General features: G+C 64.1%; 11 protein-coding genes. 3 read left to right on the plus strand and 8 right to left on the minus strand.

The annotated features are described in order from the left end of the window. The first annotated feature begins 12 nt into the window (after positions 1 to 12). Both SSA02_RS12445 and atzF read left to right on the plus strand, forming a co-directional pair. A complete protein-coding gene (locus SSA02_RS12445; protein ID WP_147094411.1) occupies positions 13 to 660 on the plus strand; it encodes an urea amidolyase associated protein UAAP2 in 648 nt (215 codons plus the stop codon). 33 nt (positions 661 to 693) lie between these two features. After that, positions 694 to 2508, plus strand: a complete 1815-nt coding sequence (atzF, locus tag SSA02_RS12450; protein ID WP_147094412.1) for an allophanate hydrolase — start codon at positions 694 to 696, stop codon at positions 2506 to 2508. 62 nt (positions 2509 to 2570) lie between these two features. Here atzF and SSA02_RS12455 read toward each other — a convergent pair whose 3' ends face one another. The 8 genes from SSA02_RS12455 to SSA02_RS12490 all read right to left on the minus strand — a co-directional run bounded on the left by SSA02_RS12455 (position 2571) and on the right by SSA02_RS12490 (position 18189). Next, positions 2571 to 4070 carry a replicative DNA helicase gene (locus SSA02_RS12455; protein WP_147094413.1) on the minus strand — a complete coding sequence of 500 codons (1500 nt, stop codon included), beginning with the start codon at positions 4068 to 4070 and terminating at the stop codon, positions 2571 to 2573. 59 nt (positions 4071 to 4129) lie between these two features. Next, complete coding sequence (locus SSA02_RS12460; protein ID WP_147094414.1) at positions 4130 to 5560, minus strand: aspartate ammonia-lyase; 1431 nt, start codon at positions 5558 to 5560, stop codon at positions 4130 to 4132. Between the two features lie 136 nt (positions 5561 to 5696). Continuing rightward, positions 5697 to 6692 carry a L,D-transpeptidase gene (locus SSA02_RS12970; protein WP_371859225.1) on the minus strand — a complete coding sequence of 332 codons (996 nt, stop codon included), beginning with the start codon at positions 6690 to 6692 and terminating at the stop codon, positions 5697 to 5699. 345 nt (positions 6693 to 7037) lie between these two features. Next, positions 7038 to 9014, minus strand: coding sequence for a S9 family peptidase (locus SSA02_RS12470; protein ID WP_186807795.1), 1977 nt, complete (start codon positions 9012 to 9014; stop codon positions 7038 to 7040). Between the two features lie 10 nt (positions 9015 to 9024). Continuing rightward, positions 9025 to 12336 (minus strand): efflux RND transporter permease subunit, encoded by a 3312-nt coding sequence (locus SSA02_RS12475; protein ID WP_147094416.1) that lies wholly within the window; start codon positions 12334 to 12336, stop codon positions 9025 to 9027. Positions 12337 to 12384: 48 nt separating this feature from the next. After that, entirely contained in the window at positions 12385 to 13350 is a 966-nt protein-coding gene (locus SSA02_RS12480) for an SDR family NAD(P)-dependent oxidoreductase (RefSeq protein ID WP_147094417.1), read from the minus strand. A 10-nt stretch (positions 13351 to 13360) separates the two neighbouring features. Then, complete coding sequence (locus SSA02_RS12485) at positions 13361 to 16918, minus strand: YhaN family protein (RefSeq protein ID WP_147094418.1); 3558 nt, start codon at positions 16916 to 16918, stop codon at positions 13361 to 13363. Next, positions 16915 to 18189 (minus strand): metallophosphoesterase family protein, encoded by a 1275-nt coding sequence (locus SSA02_RS12490; RefSeq protein WP_147094419.1) that lies wholly within the window; start codon positions 18187 to 18189, stop codon positions 16915 to 16917. The genes SSA02_RS12485 and SSA02_RS12490 overlap by 4 nt, the downstream gene beginning before the upstream one ends. A gap of 94 nt (positions 18190 to 18283) precedes the next feature. Between SSA02_RS12490 and SSA02_RS12495 the strand changes: the two genes are divergently transcribed. After that, positions 18284 to 20134: a Na+/H+ antiporter gene (locus tag SSA02_RS12495; protein ID WP_147094420.1), complete on the plus strand. Its 1851-nt coding sequence runs from the start codon at positions 18284 to 18286 to the stop codon at positions 20132 to 20134. The last annotated feature ends 64 nt before the right edge of the window (positions 20135 to 20198 follow it).

The raw sequence follows: 20198 nt of genomic DNA on the forward strand, positions 1-20198 counted from the left end.
GGAGTACGCCGGATGACCATGAGCGCGAGCCAACGCGATCCCGTCAATGCCGTGTTTCGCCATGTTATCGGTGCGGGAGAGCCGGGAATTTTCGACGTGAAGAAGGGGCAGACGCTGCGCCTTCTGGATCTGGAAGGTAACCAGGCGGTCGATACGCTTTTCTACAATGCACGCAATATCCGTGAACGGTACGACGCGCAGCGCACCATCCGTCGGCAGAATGCCTTGTTCCTGACGACAGGTACGGTGCTGTATTCCAGTCTCGGGCACCCGATGGCGACGATCACTGCCGATACCTGCGGTCGGCACGATACGCTCGGCGGGGCCTGTGCGCAGGAAAGCAACACCACACGTTATGCGGCCGACCGGTTTCATATGCATGCGTGCCGCACGAACTTCCTTTGCAGCTGCCTCAATGACGGGCGGTTGACCAAGCGCGATCTGACCGCGAACGTGAATTTCTTCATGAACGTTCCCGTCGAGCCGGATGGCTCGCTGGTCTTTGCTGATGGCGTGTCGGCACCGCTCAAATATGTGGAAATGCGCGCGGAGATCGATCTGATCGTCGTCATTTCCAATTGTCCACAGCTGAACAATCCCTGCAATGCCTGGAATCCGACACCCACGGAGGTCATCGTCTGGGACGATACGGCAGCCTGAGATCGCTCCCCCGAGCCAGTATTTGCGAAGTAGATGAAGATGATCGAATTGCCGCGACTCGACCTCCAGACCCTGCATGCCGCCTATCGCGACGGCGCTTTTACGCCTCGGATCCTGATCGATGCCTTGCGCGATCGGGCCATGGCGCTTAACGACTATTATCGCGCCTTTATCCATATTCTGGATCCGTCGGAACTCGAGCCGGTCCTGCACCGTCTCGAGCGTGGGACGATGGACGACTTTCCGCTCTACGGTGTACCGTTTGCGATAAAGGACAATATCGATCTGGCGGGGGTGCCCACGACGGCAGCCTGTCCGGCTTTCGCCTATACGTCCGACAGATCGGCGACCGTCGTGGAGCGGCTTCTGATGCTTGGCGCCGTTCCCGTCGCGAAAACCAATCTCGACCAGTTCGCCACCGGACTCAGCGGCACACGGTCCCCCTACGGAATCTGTCGCAACGCTGTGTCCGACCGGCATCCTTCCGGCGGATCGAGCTCCGGCTCTGCCGTCTCTGTCGCTCTCGGGCTCGCAAGTTTCGCCCTTGGCACGGATACTGCCGGTAGCGGACGCATTCCGGCCGCCTACAACAACCTCGTCGGTCTCAAGGCGAGTTGCGGACTGATTTCGACCCGGGGTGTCGTCCCCGCCTGCCGTAGCCTCGATTGTACGACCCTCCTGACCGCATCGGCAGGGGAGGCCAGTCATCTGCTCGCGCTTCTGGCGCAGTACGACCCGCTGGATGACTATAGCCGCCGTAATCCGCAATGGAACGGGGCCGCAGGGTTCGGCACGGTATCGGCCGGTTTCCGCTTCGGCGTGCCCGAAGGGGCAGAATTCGCGGGATGCGTCGAAAGTCCGGCGCTTTTCGCGCAGGCGGTTTCGCGCCTCGAGGCAATGGGAGGCATCGCCGTTTCCGTCGATCTCTCGGCTTTTCTGGAGGCGGCACGGCTGCTTTACGAAGGCCCCTGGGTTGCCGAGCGTCATCTCGTGGTCGAGGCGCTTCTCGCGCGAGAGCCGCAGGCGATCTTGCCCGTCATTCGCGATGTGCTGGCGAAAGCGCCCGACTATGCGGCGACGGACGTGTTTTCCGCTTTCTACAGGCTTCGCAAACTCAAACGCCGGTGCGATGCCATCCTCGATAATCTGTCTTTTCTGCTGACGCCGACCATGCCGAGGCCGGTGACTCTCGCCGAACTCGAGGCGCAGCCGGTTGCGGCGAATTCCCTGCTCGGGACCTACACGAATTTCGTCAATCTCCTCGATTACGCGGCGGTGGCCGTACCGTCGGCCTTCATGACCGATGGCCTGCCCTGGGGCGTGACGCTCGTCGGCAGGTGTTTTACGGATCAGTATCTTCTCAGCGTTGCGGACGCATTTCAGAGAAAATCGGCGCTGCGACTCGCCTGCGATCGCGGCCTTCCGGGCGCGCCGCCGTCGCGTCCGGTGACTGGAGACCGGATCAGGATCGTCGTTTGTGGCGCCCATCTCGACGGGTTGGCGCTCAACTGGCAATTGCGTGCACGCGGCGCGTCCCTGATCGAAGCGACGACGACCGCGCCGTGCTACCGGCTTCATGTTCTGGCGGGAGGGGAGCCATTGCGGCCCGGGCTGGAGAAATGCGCTGAGGGAGGCGCAGCCATTGCCGTGGAGGTATGGGAGATGCCTCAGGTCGAACTCGGTTCGTTTCTCGCCCAGATTCCCGAGCCTCTCGGGCTCGGCAGGATCGAGCTTGCAGACGGGCGCCGGGAGACGGGGTTTATCTGCGAGGGACTCGCCCTCGCTGCTGCGAAGGACATCACTGCCAGCGGCGGCTGGCGTGGCTGGCTTCAGGCGCAGGATGTGTGAGACGCGGGCTGCATGCACTTACCGCGTGTGCATCGACCTCACGACACCTGCCCCACGCGGTCTCACATGTCGTGAACCGTGTCGAGATCGCCAAAGCGCGTGAATTCGCCCTCGAAATAGAGAGGGATCGTGCCGGTCGGTCCGTGACGCTGTTTTTCCAGTATGAGTTCCGCCTTGTTATGGACGAGCGCCATCTTGCGTTGCCATTCCTCCATGGCGACCTGGTATTTGTCCATGCTCTCATAGGCGCTGTCTTTGGGCATGCGCTGCTGGAGATAATATTCGTCGCGGTAAACGAACATGACCGCGTCGGCGTCCTGCTCGATCGAACCGGATTCACGCAGATCTGAGAGCATGGGACGCTTGTCCTCGCGGGATTCGACCTGTCGCGAGAGCTGGGAAAGAGCGATCACCGGAACGGAAAGCTCCTTTGCTATCGCTTTCAGGCCCTGTGTGATCATCGAGATCTCGAGCACGCGGCTTTCGGGTTTGGTGCCGATCGCCGGGCGCATCAGTTGCAGATAATCCACCACGACAAGGCTCAGCCCCTTGGTTCTTGCCAGGCGGCGGCAGCGCGTACGCATGGCGGACAGGGAAATGGCAGGTGTATCGTCGATATGCAGGGGCAGTTCGGACAGTTCGCGTGAAACCCGCACGAAGCGGTCGAACTCGCGCTGTCCGATATCGCCGCGGCGGATTTTCTCGCCGGAAACCTCCGATTGCTCGGAGAGGATTCGCGTGGCGAGCTGTTCGGACGACATTTCGAGGGAGAAGATGGCGACGGCCCCGCGGGGTTTCGTGCCCTTGTCCTCGGCTTCGCGTAATAGCGCCCGCGCCGCGGAGAAAGCGATCTTGGTCGCGAGGGCCGTCTTGCCCATGGCCGGACGTCCGGCGAGAATGAGCAGATCGGATGGATGGAGCCCGCCCGTCTTCTTGTCGAAATCGCGCAGGCCCGAGGTAAGCCCGGAGACATCGCCCGTTCTCTGGAATGCCTGTTCGGCGACCTGGAGCGCGCCGGTCAGCGCGCGCTCGAACGTGACGAACCCGCCATCCTGTCCCTTGTCGGTCGCGAGCTTGAAAAGGGTCTCCTCGGCGGCAGCGATCTGGTCACTGCCCTCGAGATCGGCACGGGCGCCATAGGCATTGTTGACGACGTTCTCGCCGATCTCGATCAGCTGTCGGCGGATCCATGCATCATGGATGGCGCGGCCGTAATCGCCCGCATTGACGATACCGACCATGGCCATGAGAAGCTGGCCCAGATATTGCGGGCCGCCCACCTCGTCGAGCAGGCCGGAATGTTCGAACTCGGCACGCATCGTGATGGGATCGGCCAGCATTCCGCGATCGATTCGCCGTGCGATGGCCTCGAAAATGCGTCCATGCAGGGGATCGGCGAAATGCGCCGCGATCAGGAAATCCGAGACGCGTTCATAGGCCTTGTTGTTGGTCAGGAGCGCACCCAGAAGGGCACGCTCCGCCTCGGGATTGGCGGGAGGCGAACGCCGGAGGAGGGCAGTCAGGCCGTCATCGGCCGCGGGGCGGTCTTGGGTATCGGTCATCGTCACGGCATCTCTCTATCACGACCGGAGACGATTCGGACATGCCGACACGCGGTAATCTAGTCCATGTGCGATCGTTCGAGATGCTGGTCGCTCCCATGGATACGGCACAGGGTCTCGGGAGAAAGAACGCTCTCGAGAACCGCTTCGGGAACGAGTTTGCGCTCGCGCACCAGTTCGATCACGCCCCGACCCGTCCTGTGCGCTTCCAGCGCGATTTCCGTGGCGGTTTCGTAGCCGATATAGGGATTGAGCACCGTGACCAGACCGATGGAATGGGTCACCATCGCATGGAGATGTGCGGTGTTGGCCGTGATTCCCCTGATGCATTTCTCTTCGAGGGTCAGGCAGGCCGCGACCAGATGGGTCAGGCTCTTGAAGAGACTATGGGCGATGATCGGTTCGAAGGCATTGAGCTGGAGCTGACCGCCCTCGGCCGCCATGGTCACCGTAAGGTCGTTGCCGATCACCTCGAAGGCGACCTGGTTCACCACCTCCGGAATGACCGGGTTGATCTTGCCGGGCATGATGGAAGAGCCCGATTGCACGGGTGGCAGATTGATCTCGTTGAATCCCGCGCGGGGGCCGGAAGACAGCAGACGCAGGTCGTTGCAGATTTTCGAGAGCTTGACCGCAAAGCGCTTGAGCACGCCCGACAGCTGCACGAAGGCGCCGCAATCCTGCGTCGCCTCGATCAGGTCGCTCGCGGTGAGAAGCCCCAGCCGGGTGATCCGGTTGAGATGGGTGCAGACCCGTTCCGGAAATTCGGGATGTCCGGCGATACCCGTGCCGATTGCGGTTCCCCCGAGATTGATCTCGCTGATCAGGAGGATCGCCTCGGCAAGCCGTTTCTGATCCTCCTCAATCATGATGGCGTAGGTCGTGAATTCCTGACCGAGCGTCATGGGCACGGCATCCTGAAGCTGGGTTCGACCCATTTTCAGAACGTCGTGAAACGCGACCGCTTTCGCTTCGAAACCCGATCGCAGGACGCCCATGGCACCGCAGAGCGTATTGACGCCGTGGATCGTGGCGATGCGCAGCGCCGTCGGATACACGTCATTCGTGCTCTGGCCCATATTGACGTGATCGATCGGATGAAGCGCCGTATACTCGCCGCGCTCCCGGCCCAGATGCTCGAGCGCCCGGTTGGCGATCACCTCGTTCGCATTCATGTTGGTGGAGGTTCCCGCCCCTCCCTGGATCACATCGACCACGAACTGGTCGTGCAATGCGCCTGCGCGGATATCCTCGCAGGCAGCCACGATCGCATCCTTGCGGCGCTCATCCAGAAGGCCGAGATCGTGATTGGTCAGAGCCGCGGCCTGCTTGATGGCGGCCAGAGCGTTGATCAGCTCGGGATAGGACGAGATCGTCCGGCCCGTGATGGGAAAATTCCCGACCGCCCGCAAGGTGTGAATTCCGTAATAGGCCTCTGCGGGAATCTCGAGGGTTCCGAGCAGATCGTGCTCCGTGCGCGTTCCTGACATGATTTCGACCCCTCCCTGATGGAGCGATCAGGGAAGGACAGTCCGTCTGTCGGGGCAAGTCACAAAGATCGGCCCCTCATGCACATGGCGGGAGGGTGGTATGCGAAAGGCGACCCCGCGCCTTTTTTCCGGGGTGTCAGCCCGCCGGTCCTGCCGGTCCGGCATGAGGCGGGGCCGCCGCAGCGGTCACGGCCTGGACGGGCTCGGCGGAATCGACGACCACGAGCAGATCGCCTGCGATCGGCGTGGGGGTGCGGTCCTTCGGCAACAGGGCGCGGAACCGCCCATCATAGCTGGCGGCTTGTTCGTACTGGACGTCGAGAAGACCGTTCCTGTCCATGAACACGTTGAGGCTCGCCGGGATACGGATGCAGCCTTCGGACGCGGGATGACCCAGACGCTGCTCGAGGAAATCCGGGTCGGTTGCGTGAATCTCGAGCCGGATATCGCCCGTTTCGTGATCGGCACGCCAGCCCTTGACTGCATTGTGCCAGCCCATATCCCAGACCCGCATGCCCTTCGCCCCGATGCCACGAATGCCGTTGCGGTTCTTCGTGCCGAGTGCCCGGTAACCGAGACGGTCGGTCGTGTTCGGAAAGACGCCCACGGGCGTGATGTAGTAATATTTGCGGCCTGCCCGCCCGGTGGAGACCGGCGTGCCGCCGAGCGCTTCCCAGGAAGCGGTACCCGGCAGGGCGAGTACGAAGCTCAGCCTTTGCACCCTTGGGTTGCGGTCGACCACCATGAGTAGCTGGGGACGATCTATGGGGGTTCCCGTCCGGGCGATCATGGCATGGGCCAGACGGATGAAGCGCTGTCGTATTTCGGGGGTATAGGTCGAAAAGCGCGCAACCTTGCGTTTCATCGACCGGGTCAGTCGCGCCGCTTCCTCGCGTGCCTTCTCATCCGACAGGACGGGCAGCGGCGGAATGATGACGGGAGCGGACGCATTGTCGGCGGTCTGTGCCTGTGCCTGCGTCTGTGCCTCCGCTTGTGCCTGCGGCACGCCGGAGGGCGAAATGGTCGCTTCGGGGGCCGGACGGTCCTGCGTCGCGGCAGGCATGGCCGGATCCTGGCTCCGGGCCTCGGCCCGGGGAAGAATGACACAGGCCGCTAACAGACAAATCACCATCGCATGACGCGATGCAGGGAGGGGGAGCGCCGGAGAGAACCGCTCCCGGTTGGGCGGACTCCCGATGGCGAAACGCCGGAAGAAGGCGCGTCTGGCCATGATCGGCAGCGGCGAAGAGGGCGTCACGGCGGGAGGCGCGGCGGCAGGGCGCGCGATAATAGCCGCCTCAGGCAGTCCGCCGGATCCTGCGGACGCAGGCGGAAGCGCGCATCCGTGAACATGCCCGACCGGTTCTTCCGGCTTTCCGGTGTGCGGCGTCGTGACGCCGGTCCTTTCTCTCTGTCGCATCGTGTCTCCAGGCCCCGGCGGTATCAACGTCCGGCGGTCATGCGGGTTCAGCCGGGGTCAGGGCGCTCCGTTTCCTGACCGGGGCTGGTTCAGATATCGGTCGAACCAGTCGAGGATCCGCCTGCGGGCATCCGCTGCATGGGCGGTCCCTCTCATGCCATGGCCCTCGCCGGGATAGATGACAAGACGGCTCGGAATCGAGAGGGTGCGAAGCGCATGGTAGAATTCCAGACTCTGCGCGGGAGGACATTCGACGTCGTTCGCGCCGACATAGAGGAATGTCGGTGTCCTGACCTTCTTGATGAAGGTCATGGGAGACGAGCGGGCATAGATCTCCGGATCGTCATAGACGGTCGCACCGAAAAAGGGCGGCATCCATGCGTCGATACCGTTCTGGCCGTAATAGGACTGCCAGTTCGCAACGCCGCCCCCGGCGGCGGCGGCCTTGAACCGGTCGGTCTGGGTCACGATCCACATCGTCATGTACCCGCCGTAGGAATAGCCGGTTACCGCAAGCCGCGTATCGTCGATCAGCGCCGTTTTCTCGAGCGTGTCGATCCCGCGCAGGATATCGCGCAGATCGCCATGACCGAAATCGCGTCGATTGGCCATCGTGAAGGCCTCGCCCTGCCCGTAGCTCCCTCTCGGATTGGGCATGAACAGATCGTATCCGGCCTCGAGAAAGCCGCGGGCATCTCCCGTCTCGCGCAGATAGCGTGGGGTAACGGCGGAAGAGGGGCCGCCATGGACGATGGTGATCATCGGCGCCTTGCCGTCCCGCATCATGGCCGGAGCGCGGTGTTTCGGAGAGAGGTGCCAGCCCTGGACGGTCAGCCCGTCGCTGGACCAGGTCACGCTCCGGGCGTCGACAGCCAGGGGGACAGAGCTGTTGAGACGGGTGATCTGTTTCCAGTGGCCGATGGGCCCCGCCCATAGTTCGGGAGCCCGGACGAAATTCTGCCGCACGACCACGCTCTGGCCTGCGGCGCAGACGAGGCGCGGCTCTCCGCTACCGTCGGACAGGAGGTCGTCGCTGGAGACGGAAAGCGTCGGGCCGCGATCGAGTGCGCGCATGACTGTGCGCGCGCCGGAGAGTCCGGATGCGACGAGACGACCGTCGCACCAGGTGAGGCCGGTGACCGTATCGGTCCTGTCCTTCGTGAGATTGACCGGCTCGGCCCCGCTTCGCGTGAGGTCGAGCTGAAAGGCATCGCCGCCGAAGAAGCCGAAATCGCTCATCAGTCCCGCGATGAAGGCGACACGCGTCCCGTCGGGCGAGACGGCAGGCAGCCCGATCTGCCGGGTCAGCCCATGCGTATAGAGAATGGTTTCCCTGCCCTCGCTGAAACGCGAGAGATGAGCCTCCCACCAATGGGCGTCACCATTCCCCTGGGCGACCGTGCCGATGAAAGCCGGTCGGTCGCCTTTCTGCCAGTCATATTCATAGACATAGAGAGAGGCGGGCGACTGCCACGTCAGATGCCCCTGTTCGATCAGGGCGATACGCTGCTCGTCTTCCGTCCTGTCGATCTCGCCTGTCTGGGGTGCCCCGGCCTGGAGCGCGCCGGGATCGCGCCGGGCATTCGCGATCGCCAGCACGGCGAGCTGTCCCTGCGGTCCGTAACGGAGCGCCTGGAGAGACCCGGTGAATCTGAGCAGGACATGAGCCGCCCGACCGTCGCGCGAGACGGCCAGAACCTGGCGTTTGCGCGTTTTCGGAATGGCCGAGATATAGGCGAGGGTCTGTCCGTCCGGGCTCCAGCTCGGGCTGGATAGAACGCAGCCGGTACAGGGAGGGGCAATCGTGATGCTCTGACCGGAGCGCAGATCCCGCAGAACGAGCTCCGGCGGCGATGGGGTATCCGCTCCGGCATGCTCGACCGTGTGCAGAGAGGCGAGAACGGAACCGTCGGGCGAAAGCGTCGGTGCGGAGAAACCGTGCAGCGGTTCGGCATATGCCGGGCCGACCGGCCCGAAAGCGAGAAAAATCGCTCCACCTGCGAGGCAGGAGAGCAGGGAACGCGAGACGGGCATGTCGGGCCTTCTAGGATTCCGAGGACAAGGAGGGTGCGGCGGGTACGATGCGCCCTGGACGGTGCGGGAAGACGCGATGCCAGAGCCTCGTTCCGAAACGGCCGACCGCATCCATATAGAGATAGACGACGGGCGTCGTGTAAAGGGTCAGCAGCTGGCTGATCAGCATGCCGCCGACGATGGCGACGCCGAGAGGACGGCGCATCTCCGCGCCGTATCCGTGTCCGGTCATGAGAGGCACGGCACCGAGCGCCGCGGCAAGGGTGGTCATCAGAATCGGACGGAACCGCGTCAGACACGCCTCGTAGATCGCCTCACGCGGGGTGTGGCCGAGCTCCTTTTCGGCATAGAGCGCGAAATCGATCATAAGGATCGCATTCTTCTTCACGATGCCGGTGAGCAGGATCATGCCGATCATCGCGATGAGGCTGAACGACTCCCCTCCGATCCAGAGTCCCAGGATCGCGCCGATCCCGGCAGAGGGCAGGGTCGAGAGGATCGTAAAGGGATGGATCAGGCTCTCATAGAGAATGCCGAGCACGATATACATGGCGAACAGGGCCGCGACGAATGCCAGAAGCTCGTTGATCAGCATCTCCTTCGTCTCTCCCGCCAGGCCGGAGAGCGAGCCCGATAGCCCCGGAGGCGCGCCCATGTCCTTCAGGGTCTGCTCGATCAGCTTGCGCGCATCCTCGAAGGTTTTCCCGTCCGCGACGTCGAAGCTGATCGCCGTTGCGGTCATGCCGTCTTCATGCTCGATCTCCATGGCGGTCGGCTCCATGACGAGACTGGCCACGTTGATCAGGGGAATCATCGTCTCGACCGAGGAGGCGACGGCGGAACCGTTGGAATTGCCGCCGGTGATCTGGTTTGCGATCGCATTGCGCAAGGAGGCCTGGCTGAGCTGTGTTGCCGTGGAGGCCGTGGCATTGCCGCTCGCCCGGACCCGGATCTGGTTCGAGCGTACGGCGCCTGCCGGTGTGCCGGATGCGGTGGAGATCCAGGTACTGCGCAGCATTTCGGGCGATTTGCGATAATCCCGGGCGACTTCGAGCACGACGGAATGGGTGGTGATCTCGGTATGGATGCGGGAGGCGACGGTCTGGCCGTAGGCGTCGTAGAGCACGTTGCCCACGAGCTGCGGCGTGACCAGATAGCGTGCCTCGGTATCGCGTTGCAATCTGACATGGACCGAGGCGCCGTGCCCCTCGATATTGGTCATGACCGAGGTCATCATCGGATCCTTGCGCAGTCTTGCGACGAGGCGCGGTATCCAGATCCTGAGTTCCTGGGGGTCCTGATCGCGCAGGACATAGCGATAGGTGCCGTTCTGGCGCTGGCCGCCGCCGCTATTGGGATCGCCGGCCGAGAAGAAAGCCGTCTGCAAACCCGGCATCGCGCCGAGTTTCCTGCGGATGCTCTCGACGATCTGTTTGTCGGTGCGGGTACGGGTGCGCTTGTCCGAGAGCCGGGCGAAGAGCTGGCCGTTGCTGTTGCTGTTGTTCCAGCTCGTGAGAGACAGCACGTCCGGATCCTGCTTCATCACGGCGCCCACGAAATGGATCCTTCTGGTGATTTCCGAGAAGGACATCGTGTCGTCGCCACTCACCGATCCGCCGATCAGGGAGATGTCCTGGGCCGGGATTCCGGTTTTCGGCATGAGGACGATCGAGGCGATCAGGACGACGAAACTCAGGGGGAGCGTCAGGAAGGTCAGGACATGATGACGCAGGGCGAAACGCAGGCTGCGACCGTAAAGGGCGATGACGGTTTCGAGCAGGATGTCGATCCCGCGGACAAGGCGGTCGCGCAGACCGCGCCCGGTCGGCGTCTCGTGCTCCACGTCCAGCCAGTAGGCACACATCATCGGCGTGAGCGTCAGGGACAGGACGAGCGAGATGAGCAGCGCCGAGACGATGGTCATCGCGAATTCATAGAAGATCGCGCCGACCTGACCGGGGATGAACAGAAGGGGAATGAACACGGCAACGAGAGAGGCCGTGATCGACAGCACGGTGAACCCGATCTCTGCGGAGCCGCGCAGGCTGGCGCTCATGCGGTCCATGCCCGCTTCCATATGGCGCGCGATGTTCTCGAGCACGACGATCGCGTCGTCGACGACGAAGCCCACGGCGATGGTGAGGGCCATGAGCGACATGATGTCGAGTGTGAAATTCTGCCATTTCATCACGGCGATCGTACCGATGAGCGCGATCGGCACCGTCACCGCCGGGATGATGGTCGAGCGCAGACGCCGCAGGAAGACGAGAATCACGACGATCACGAGGATGATCGAGACGGCAAGGGTGAGCTGGGTATCGTCCAGCGAGGCGCGGATGCTCGAAGACAGGTCGATCGCGGTATCCATCTCCACCCCGGGAGGCAGGACCGACCGCAATACCGCCATGCGTTCGCGCACCGCATCCACGATCCGGACGGTATTGGCCTTGGGCTGCCCGCGAACGATCAGGGTAATCGCGGGTTTGTTGTTGAAATAACCCGCCTGGTACAGATCCTGAACGCTGTCCGTCACCTCGGCCACGGAAGAGAGACGGATCGGGTTGATGTTGTTGCGGTATCCGATGATCAGGTCGCGATACTGAGCGGCATCCTTCGCCTGGTCGTTCGTCTCCAGCATCAGGCGCTGTCCGCCGGAATCGAGAAAACCTTTCGGCGTGTTCGCGTTTGCCGAGGCAAGAGCCTGACGTACGTCCTCGAAACCGATCCCCCATTTGTAGAGGGCATAGGGATTGACATCGACTCTCACGGCCGGGGCCGACGAGCCGACAGCCTGTACATGGCCCACGCCCTTGATCTGCGCCAGCAGGGGCTTGACCCTGATCTGGGCCAGATCGAAGAGTTTGGGCAGGGTCATGACGTCGGATGTCAGGGAGAGAAGATAGACCGGCTGGGCGGTCGGATCCTGCTTGTAGGCAAAGGGATCGCGATCGAGCGTGCCTTTGGGCAGATCGGCGCGTGCCGCGCGCAAGGCGGCCTGCACGTCCCGGAGCGCCCCGTCTATGTTGCGCGACTGTACGAAATCGAGGCGGATATAGGCAAAGCTGTTATCGCTTTCCGACTCGATCCGTTTGACCCCCGAGATCTGGCCCAGATACCGCTCGAGCGGCGTCGTCACGGAGCTGACCATCTGCTCCGGACTCGCTCCGGGCTGCTCGACCTCGACATTGATGGTGGAGGACCCGATATCCGGCAGGCTCGCCACGGGCATGAGCGGATAGCAGATGGCGCCCGCAGCGAGCAGCGAGACGGCAAGCAGAATCGTCGCCACGGGTCGCAGAATGAAGAGACGGCAGAAATTCATTACGTCTCCATAGCAAAAAAACGCCTCTGGATATTGTCGATCTTCTGCTCAGCCTGTGATCTTTTCGCGATCATGCGGCACGGGCGCCCCTGCGAGCCGCTCCGCCGTCTCTTCGCATCCCGGGGATGAGGGGGCCTCCGGCGCGATCCGGTCCGGTTTGCGCGCGCGGGTGGAGGCCCGGGGCGGTATGGCGAGGCGGGGCATCGAACCCGGGCACCCGCTGGGCTGATTCAGATAATAGAGCTCTGCGAGCCGTATCGGGAGGAGGTCCATCAGCCGGGAGCCGAAGACGAGCCATCCGGGAAAGACGATCCGTCGTTTCCGGCGGGCGAGCCCGTGCATGATATGGCGGGTGGCCGTTGCGGTGCTGACGAGGCCGGGCATCGGGAACCGGTTGTTCTCGATCATCGGCGTCGCGACGAAGCTGCAACAGACGCTCGAGAGCAGGATCCCGGCGCGGCGGCTATAGGCGCCGCTTGCCACGAGAAACCGGTCCAGAGCCGCTTTCGACGCCGAATAGGACGGCGTTCCCGGATAGGAGACGAGCCCTGCAACCGAGGCGATCGCGCAGATCTGGCCGCGCTGACCCCGGAGCGTGCCGCCCCTGCGACGCGGTTGCGCCTTCATGCGTTCCATCATCGGAAGAATGGCATTGAGCGCCCCGTCGAGATTGACCGCCATCATGTAACGGATCTGGTCGGGCGTTTCGAAGGCCGCATCCTCCGTCCCTGCCGGTTGCATGCCGCCGGTCACGCCGGCACAGACCAGCAACAGATCGACCGACCGCCCGGAGGCGCTGCGGCACCATTCCGCCATGCCGTCCCGGTCGGTCACATCGAGGCAGCAGCACCGGACATCCGCGCCTCTCGACTCGCAGTCCTGCCCCGTCCGGGACAGGGCCCCGGCATCGCGATCGAGGAGATGAAGCATGCGCCCGGGGGCGGCGAGCGAAAGCGCCAGAGCGCGACCGATGCCCGAGGCAGCACCGGTGATGAAGACGATCCTGTAATCCATGAGAGGAATGTTACACGGTGTGTCTGGTCGCGCCAGACCGTACGGAGAGACTCTCCGGCTCCGCCAGATGGGCATGATGGGTCAGGAACAGGATCTGCGTGGTGCGCGAGAGATCCGTCAGGATATCCATTCCTGCCCGGGCGCGGGCTTCGTCGAAGGTGATGAACAGATCGTCGGCAAGGAATGGAAGGACGATCCCGCGCGCCTGTGCCTGCTCGACGGCGGATAGTCTCAGGGCGAGGAAGAGCTGGTCGCGCGTGCCCTCGCTCATCTGGCCGGGTCGAACGAAGCCCTGCTCCCCGGCGCGGATCCCCACCAGTTCGGGCGTTCCGCTGTCGAGAACGGTCAGGCCCTGATACCGGCCCAGGGTCAGCCGGCCGAACAGATGCGACGCGCCCTGCAGGAGCGGATTGGTATGTTCCGGACGCTGCCGTGTCGCGACCCGGTGAAGGAGGAGCGACTGTATGCGCGCGCTTGCCCAGCGTTCGGCCTCGATCGCCATTTCGGCGCGGCAGGTTTCCATCTCCAGAGCGGCATCCCGTGCCAAATCCTCCCCCTCGATATGGCGACGCTGCTCGTCGATCTCTCCTTGTCGTCGCACGGCTTTTTCGCGCTCCTGCCGCTTTGCGTCCCTGCGTGTTTCATGCTCGGCGATCAGGGCGGGCAGGATATCGGGGTCGGTTTCGGAGGCGGCCTGTCTGAGCGTTTCGAGCGCGAGACCGTCGCCGCTCCGGCAGATGGCCGATCTGAGGCGGTCCATCTCCTCCAGGCGGGCATGACAGACGGAGCTTCGGGCGAAGACGGCGCGCAAGGACTCCATGTCCTGCGTGCCCGAACGCGAGAACCAGTCCGCAAGCTGCGCCTCGCAGGCGGTCAGACTGCGCTGATGCGTTCCGATCTCGGCATTCGCCTCCGCGATTCCCCGGTCCAGTTTCGCAGCGTGGTCGGCGTCTATCGTGGCTGTCTCCAGTGCCAGGACGCATTCGGCCATCCTGTCCGCCAGAGCGCGTTCGGACAGCGCGTCCTGCGGGGCCAGCCGCGTGAGAAACGCGCGGAATGAGTCTTCGAGATCCCGAAGAGCCTCATCTTCCCGGGCGAGACGCTCCCGGTGACGGAGCAGGGTCTCGGTGTCGCGTCGCCGCGTCTCCATGAGGGCAAGTGTGGCGCTGTCGCAGCGCGTCAGATCCGGACGCAACCGGAGAACGTTGCTCCAGGCGGCGTCGAGCCGGTCTTCGGCATGAGACAGTGCCTCTTCCTCACGATCCAGCGCGTCCAGCCTCTTGCGATGCTGTTCGGCGTCCTGCTGGCGCGTGCGGATGCGGGTTTCGTTCTGCTCCCATCCCTCGAGCACGGTCGAGGCATGAGCGATGGCGTCGCCGAGGCTGCTCCATGCGCGACCGGCTCTCTCCTGCCGGTCCGTCGGGTCTTCCGGGCAGGCCGTTGCGTCGGATGCGCTGCCGGGCGGGACCCCGGCCTCTTCCGGCCCGGGACTGCCGTCGCGCCCGGGAAGGGCAGGACCCGGAAAGGCGGGAAAGGGGGGGACGAGCTGGCGCAGCGCCTCGAGATGGCGGTCGCGATGGCACTGGATGCTTGCCCGCTCGGCCGTCAGGGTCGCCTGGGCAGAGAATGCAGCGCAGGCGCGCGCGCGCCGGGCGAGCCAGCCCGGCAGATGCTCCGGATCGAGAGCCGGCAGTCCGGATGCGGCCAGTTCCCGTGACCAGAGCGCGGCTTCGTTCTTCCGGGCCTCCCGGGAGGAGGCCAGAGCGTTTTCGGACTGACGGCGGTCCAGCGCATTGCGTTCGAGCGCCTGTTCGAGTGCCGCCAGTCGTGCCGTCTTTTCCGCCGCAGCGAAGCGGCGATCGGCGAGCGCGTCGCTTCGGGCGCGTGCGCTTTCATAGGCTGCGATATCGTCCGGCCCGGGTCGGGTCGGTTGCGCGATCAGGGCCGAGAACAGGGCGTTTCTCTCGCGTCTGACCGTCTCGAGCGTCGCAGCCGAGACGATCTCCTCACGTTCGAGCTGCCTCAGCTCGAGTTCGAGCGTTTCGCGCACCCGATCCTGTTCCCGGAGCGCCTCCAGAGCGTTGCGCTCTGCCTCGATACGGCTCCGCCACAGATCGCGGGCCTGTGTCAGCCGCGTTTCATCCGGGATCGCCATGGCGTCGAGGGCGGCGACACTGCCTTGCCAGGGCGCGAGATCGCGCATCGCCTGCGCGCATTCGGCCCTGTTTCCGGCCAGGGACCGGTCTAGGCGCTCGAGGGCGCGATCCGGATCTTCACCCCGTTCCGCCTGACGGAGCGCAATGCGCAGGGCATCGACCGGATAGGCGGGAAGTGCGTCGAGCCTGAGCATCGTCTCGTCGAGCGCGTGTTGCGCGAGGCTGCGTGCGGCCTGCCATTCGGTGCGTCGGCGGGCGAGCCGCTCCGTCTCGTCGCAGAGGGGACGCATGATCCCGATGAGGGCGAGATCGGGCAAGGCGTCACGTATCGCTTCGGGCGTTCCTTCGAGGCCTTGCGCCTTCAGATCGCTCTCGAGCGCCCTCATGGCGGCCTGGTCTTCGGAAAGCGCCTGCTCCCGGGCGGCACGCGCAGCGAATGCGGCGCGAAAATCCCCGATCGTGGTTTTATGGGCAAGAATCGCGGTATCGGGTTTGCACGCCGCCCTCAGGGGCAGGAGGCCTTCGCGCTTGCGCACGGCATCGTCGCGCTCCGCGCGAAGATCGGCCCATTCCTTCAGAAGCGCATGGAAGCGGGAGGTTTCCTCAACCGAGAAGAGGGCGGGGGTGTACGCCGCATGTTCGGCTTCGAGCGTCTCGAGCCTGCGCAGATCGGGGAGGATACGTCCGCTGCGCTGGAGGCGCGTGAGGCTGGCTTCCTCGTCGCGCAAGGCCTGATCGAGCGTCGTCAGGGTCTTTTCGAGTGTGCGGGCTTCACGCGTGAGGGCGACCCAGTCCTGCGTATCGCTTGCGGCGCGGGACAGCGTGTCCCTGGCGGTCCGGTAGCGCCTGCCGAGCTCGTGCAGCCGGGTCGCATTGCGTCCCGTGCCTTTCTTCCAGAGGGCGCTGGCCTGCCGGTCGAGGGAGTCGCGCACGCTGCGCACCGTATCGAGGCCGAACCCGGCAGCAAGAAGCTGCTCCCCGAGATCTCCCTCCAGCGCCGCCATCGTCTCGCCCCCGTGACGGAGGCGCTGATGGTCGAGACTCCACATTCGCTCGAAACGCTCCCGGTCCACGCCGCCGAGCCAGCGCAGGAGCAGGTTCTCGTCGCATTCGGTCGTGTCGTCGCCGTTTCGCAGGGTGCGTACGCGTCCCCTGCGGCGGATCATGTCGAGCGTTTCGTCTCCCTGGGCAAGGCGTGCGCCCACGCGAAGCATGTCGGCATCGAATTGCCAGTCCTGCCCCTTGTGATGGGGAAAACCGAAGAGCAGATCGCTCACGGCCTGCATGAGTGTCGATTTTCCCGCCTCGTTCGGTCCGTGCAGGATATGCAGATCGCAGGCGGGCTGCCCGAAATCGAGCGTTTTCCCGGCAAACCCGCCGTAACGGATGAGGTCGAGCCGTGCGATTCTCATGGCGCGTCACCTTCGGACCCGTCGGAAAGCCGCGCGAGCAATGTTTCGGAAATACGGGGGAGGAGCGTATCCCAGTCCCCCGACCGGATCAGGGCCAGAAGCGAGCCGGGTACGGGCGTGTCGAGAGGGAGGGTTCCGAGGCAGGCTTCGAGATCGTCCCTGATCTGCGCGCGCAGGGCCGGATCTTCCGCGGCCTCGCGGAGAAAACCGGCGATTGCATCGTCGTCCCGGCCTGCGGGGGAGAGGGAGGCTGTCCTTTCGGGCGGCCGCGTCTCGATGACCAGTTTCTCGAGTTCGACCGTTCCGCCGCTCATCGCCGCCAGATGGAGTATGGCTTCCCGCAGGGCCTGCGGCTGTCGCGCGAGTGTCTGATGCAAGGAGGTTTCCCCGCACAGGGTCAGGCGCAGGATGAAGAGCCTCTCCGGATCGCGTCCGGCGACGGAACGGAGCAATGCGCCGATACGCTCGTGCAGGGCGGAGTCCTGTTCGATCCCGGTGCAATCGAGCGTTTCATGCGTCCACCGGACATCGTCGCAAAGGACGGGATCGACCGCGCAGACGGCCCCGTCGCGCACGGTCACCAGCACGGCGCCCTTTTCGCCCTGCTCGTGGATGTGCCGACCCTGCAGAACGCCGGGAAAGACGATGTGAGGCGAGGGGCCGGCGATCATGCGTTCATGCACATGGCCGAGCGCCCAGTAATCGTAGCCGAGCGCGGCCAGTCCTTCCTGCGTGCAGGGCGCATAGGTTTCGTGCCGTCCGTGTCCCGAGAGGGAGGTGTGCAGAACGCCGATATTGAAATAGCCGGGGACGGGGGGCGGATAGAACCGGGTCATGTCGTCTGGAACGTGACGGGAGGCGAAACTCTGGCCATGAAGCGCGACCCCGAGCGTGTCGATACGGAACGTCTCCGGCGCCTGCGACGGAAAACGGGCGACCCCTTCGGGGAGCGGAAGGTCACGCGTCAGGACCGAGACCGCATCGTGATTGCCCTGGAGGAGAAAGACACGGATATTGTGGGAGAGCAGACGCCCCAGGGCGCGCGCCATGTAGAGACCCGTGCCGATGGTCTTCCAGGAGCCGTCATAGAGATCGCCGGCGATGACGACGAAGGCCACGTCTTCGCGCAATGCCGTCTCGACCAGCGTGTCGAGCGCCTTGCGCGAGGCATTGCGAATGCGGGAAAGTGACAATCCCTCGTGCTGCGCAAGCCCGCGAAGTGGGCTATCGAGATGAAGATCGGCCGCATGCAGAAAGCGAAAGGAGCTCATCAGCGTCTTGTAGCAGAGTTTTCCGGCCCTGCGTCAGGCGCCTTGTCCGACCCATGACGAGATTACCAGAAGAGATCTGCCGGGCTCGGCGATCATGATTCCCGCAGACAATATCCTCCTCCTTCTCGTCATGGCTGCCCTGAGCAGTCTTCTGGCCCGGCTTCTTCGCAATCTCGTGCCGCTTCCCCTGATCCAGATCCTGCTCGGCGTCGTCGCTGCGAGTCTCGGGGTTCGTATCGGGCTCGAGCCCGATCTCTTCATGCTGGTTTTCCTGCCGCCTCTCCTGTTCGCGGATGCGTTCCGGATGCCGCTGAGAGAATTCCACGAATTGCGCGGTACGATCTTCTTTCTGGCTTTCGGCCTCGTGGTGCTGAGCACGGTCTTTTGCGGATACGCCATACACTGGCTCATCCCCACGCTCGATCTCGCTTGCTGCTTCGCTCTGGCCGCAGCGCTCTCGCCGACGGACACGGTTGCCGTAACCAGTCTGATCGCGGGGCGACATGTGCCCGAACGCATGATCCATATCCTGTCTGGCGAAGCGCTTTTCAACGATGCATCGGGGCTCGTCTGTTTCCGCTTCGCCACGGCTGCGGCCATGACCGGGGTCTTTTCCTACCGTCAGGCTTTCGGCGGCTTTCTGCTCGTCGCACTCGGCGGGATGGGAGTGGGCGCGCTGATCGCCTATGGAGCGGCACGGATCAATCGTGTTCTGCTGCGGCGCGGTTTCGACGATCCGCCCTTGCAGATCACGCTCATGGTCCTGCTCCCGTTCTCGACCTATATCGTGGCCGAGAGGCTCGGTGGGTCCGGGATACTGGCCTCGGTGGCCGCCTGCATGGTCATCAAGATGATGGGCGTGATCGAGGAAGCCAATACCGCGACACGGCTCCAGGCGACGACGGTCTGGACGATGCTGAGCTACGTCTTCAACGCCCTGATCTTCCTGCTTCTCGGGCTCCAGCTTCCGTCTCTGCTCGATCGGGGTATGGAGCTGGCCCATGCGCGTCATGTGACGCTGATCCAGCTCGTGACGCTCGTTGCGGCCGTGTACGCCATCATGAGCCTCCTGCGTCTGGCTGGGCTCTGGCTCTCGATCCTGCGACGCTGGCTCGTTTCCCGCTGGATGCATAAATCCTTCGCCTGGCCGGGCGTTCTGAGCTCGGTTCTGCTGACCTTTGCCGGGGTGCGCGGTGCGGTCACGCTTGCAGCGGTGCTCTCCCTTCCCGTCGCAGGCGCGGGGATGGACGGATTCCCCGATCGCGAGCTGATCGTGACGATCGCAGCCGGTGTGATCGTCATGTCGCTGATCGGCGCGGGGCTGATCATGCCGGCCTGTATCCGGTTCATCCCGCCCGAGGGGACGGACCGCCATGCCCTGGAGGAACGCATGGCGCGTCAGACGCTGCTGCGCGCAGCCCTGGAGCGCCTGCAGCAGGAAAAGCACGCGCATGACGCAGGCCGTGGACGGGGCGCCCAACCGGACACCGGGCCTGATGAAGTGCCGGATACCGCCCAAGGTGCTGTACAGGATGCCGCCCGGGATGCGGCCCAAGGTGCGGCCCAGGGTGCGACGCAGGGTACCGCACAGGCTGCCGTGCAGCAGATGGGTCAGGGCGGCCAGCGGGGCGGGGACGGCACGAGCGAGGATGAGGCGATCCGTCAGGATGTGATCGACCGGCTCGGACAAAGCTACGAGAATCGTCTGAACCAGATCGACGAGGCCCGGCAGATCACCCCCATGAACCGTCATCTTGCGCTCAGGCGTGAGCGGATCGAGCTCGCTCTGCGTCTCGTCCTGTTGAGGGCCCAGCGTCAGGCGCTCCATTCCCTGTTTTCGGAGCGGAAGATCAACGATCAGACGGAATGGGAGCTGGAGCAGGAGCTCGATTTCGAGGAACAGCTCTTGAGGGCGCGGGTGCAGCGGCTTCCTCAGGACATCTGAGATGCCGCCACCCGGGAGCACGGGATATTCCCGATCCCTATCCCGATCCCTATCCCGGGCGCGG

This window comes from Swaminathania salitolerans (genome assembly GCF_007988945.1).
Classification (GTDB): domain Bacteria; phylum Pseudomonadota; class Alphaproteobacteria; order Acetobacterales; family Acetobacteraceae; genus Swaminathania; species Swaminathania salitolerans.

Coding starts and splice junctions, on each gene's coding strand:
- atzF (WP_147094412.1), top strand. CDS start 694: ATGAAGATGATCGAATTGCCGCGACTCGACCTCCAGACCCTGCATGCC.
- SSA02_RS12475 (WP_147094416.1), bottom strand. CDS start 12,336: ATGAATTTCTGCCGTCTCTTCATTCTGCGACCCGTGGCGACGATTCTG.
- SSA02_RS12460 (WP_147094414.1), bottom strand. CDS start 5,560: ATGTCAGGAACGCGCACGGAGCACGATCTGCTCGGAACCCTCGAGATT.
- SSA02_RS12445 (WP_147094411.1), top strand. CDS start 13: ATGACCATGAGCGCGAGCCAACGCGATCCCGTCAATGCCGTGTTTCGC.
- SSA02_RS12485 (WP_147094418.1), bottom strand. CDS start 16,918: ATGAGAATCGCACGGCTCGACCTCATCCGTTACGGCGGGTTTGCCGGG.
- SSA02_RS12495 (WP_147094420.1), top strand. CDS start 18,284: ATGATTCCCGCAGACAATATCCTCCTCCTTCTCGTCATGGCTGCCCTG.
- SSA02_RS12470 (WP_186807795.1), bottom strand. CDS start 9,014: ATGCCCGTCTCGCGTTCCCTGCTCTCCTGCCTCGCAGGTGGAGCGATT.
- SSA02_RS12970 (WP_371859225.1), bottom strand. CDS start 6,692: ATGGTGATTTGTCTGTTAGCGGCCTGTGTCATTCTTCCCCGGGCCGAG.
- SSA02_RS12455 (WP_147094413.1), bottom strand. CDS start 4,070: ATGACCGATACCCAAGACCGCCCCGCGGCCGATGACGGCCTGACTGCC.
- SSA02_RS12490 (WP_147094419.1), bottom strand. CDS start 18,189: ATGAGCTCCTTTCGCTTTCTGCATGCGGCCGATCTTCATCTCGATAGC.
- SSA02_RS12480 (WP_147094417.1), bottom strand. CDS start 13,350: ATGGATTACAGGATCGTCTTCATCACCGGTGCTGCCTCGGGCATCGGT.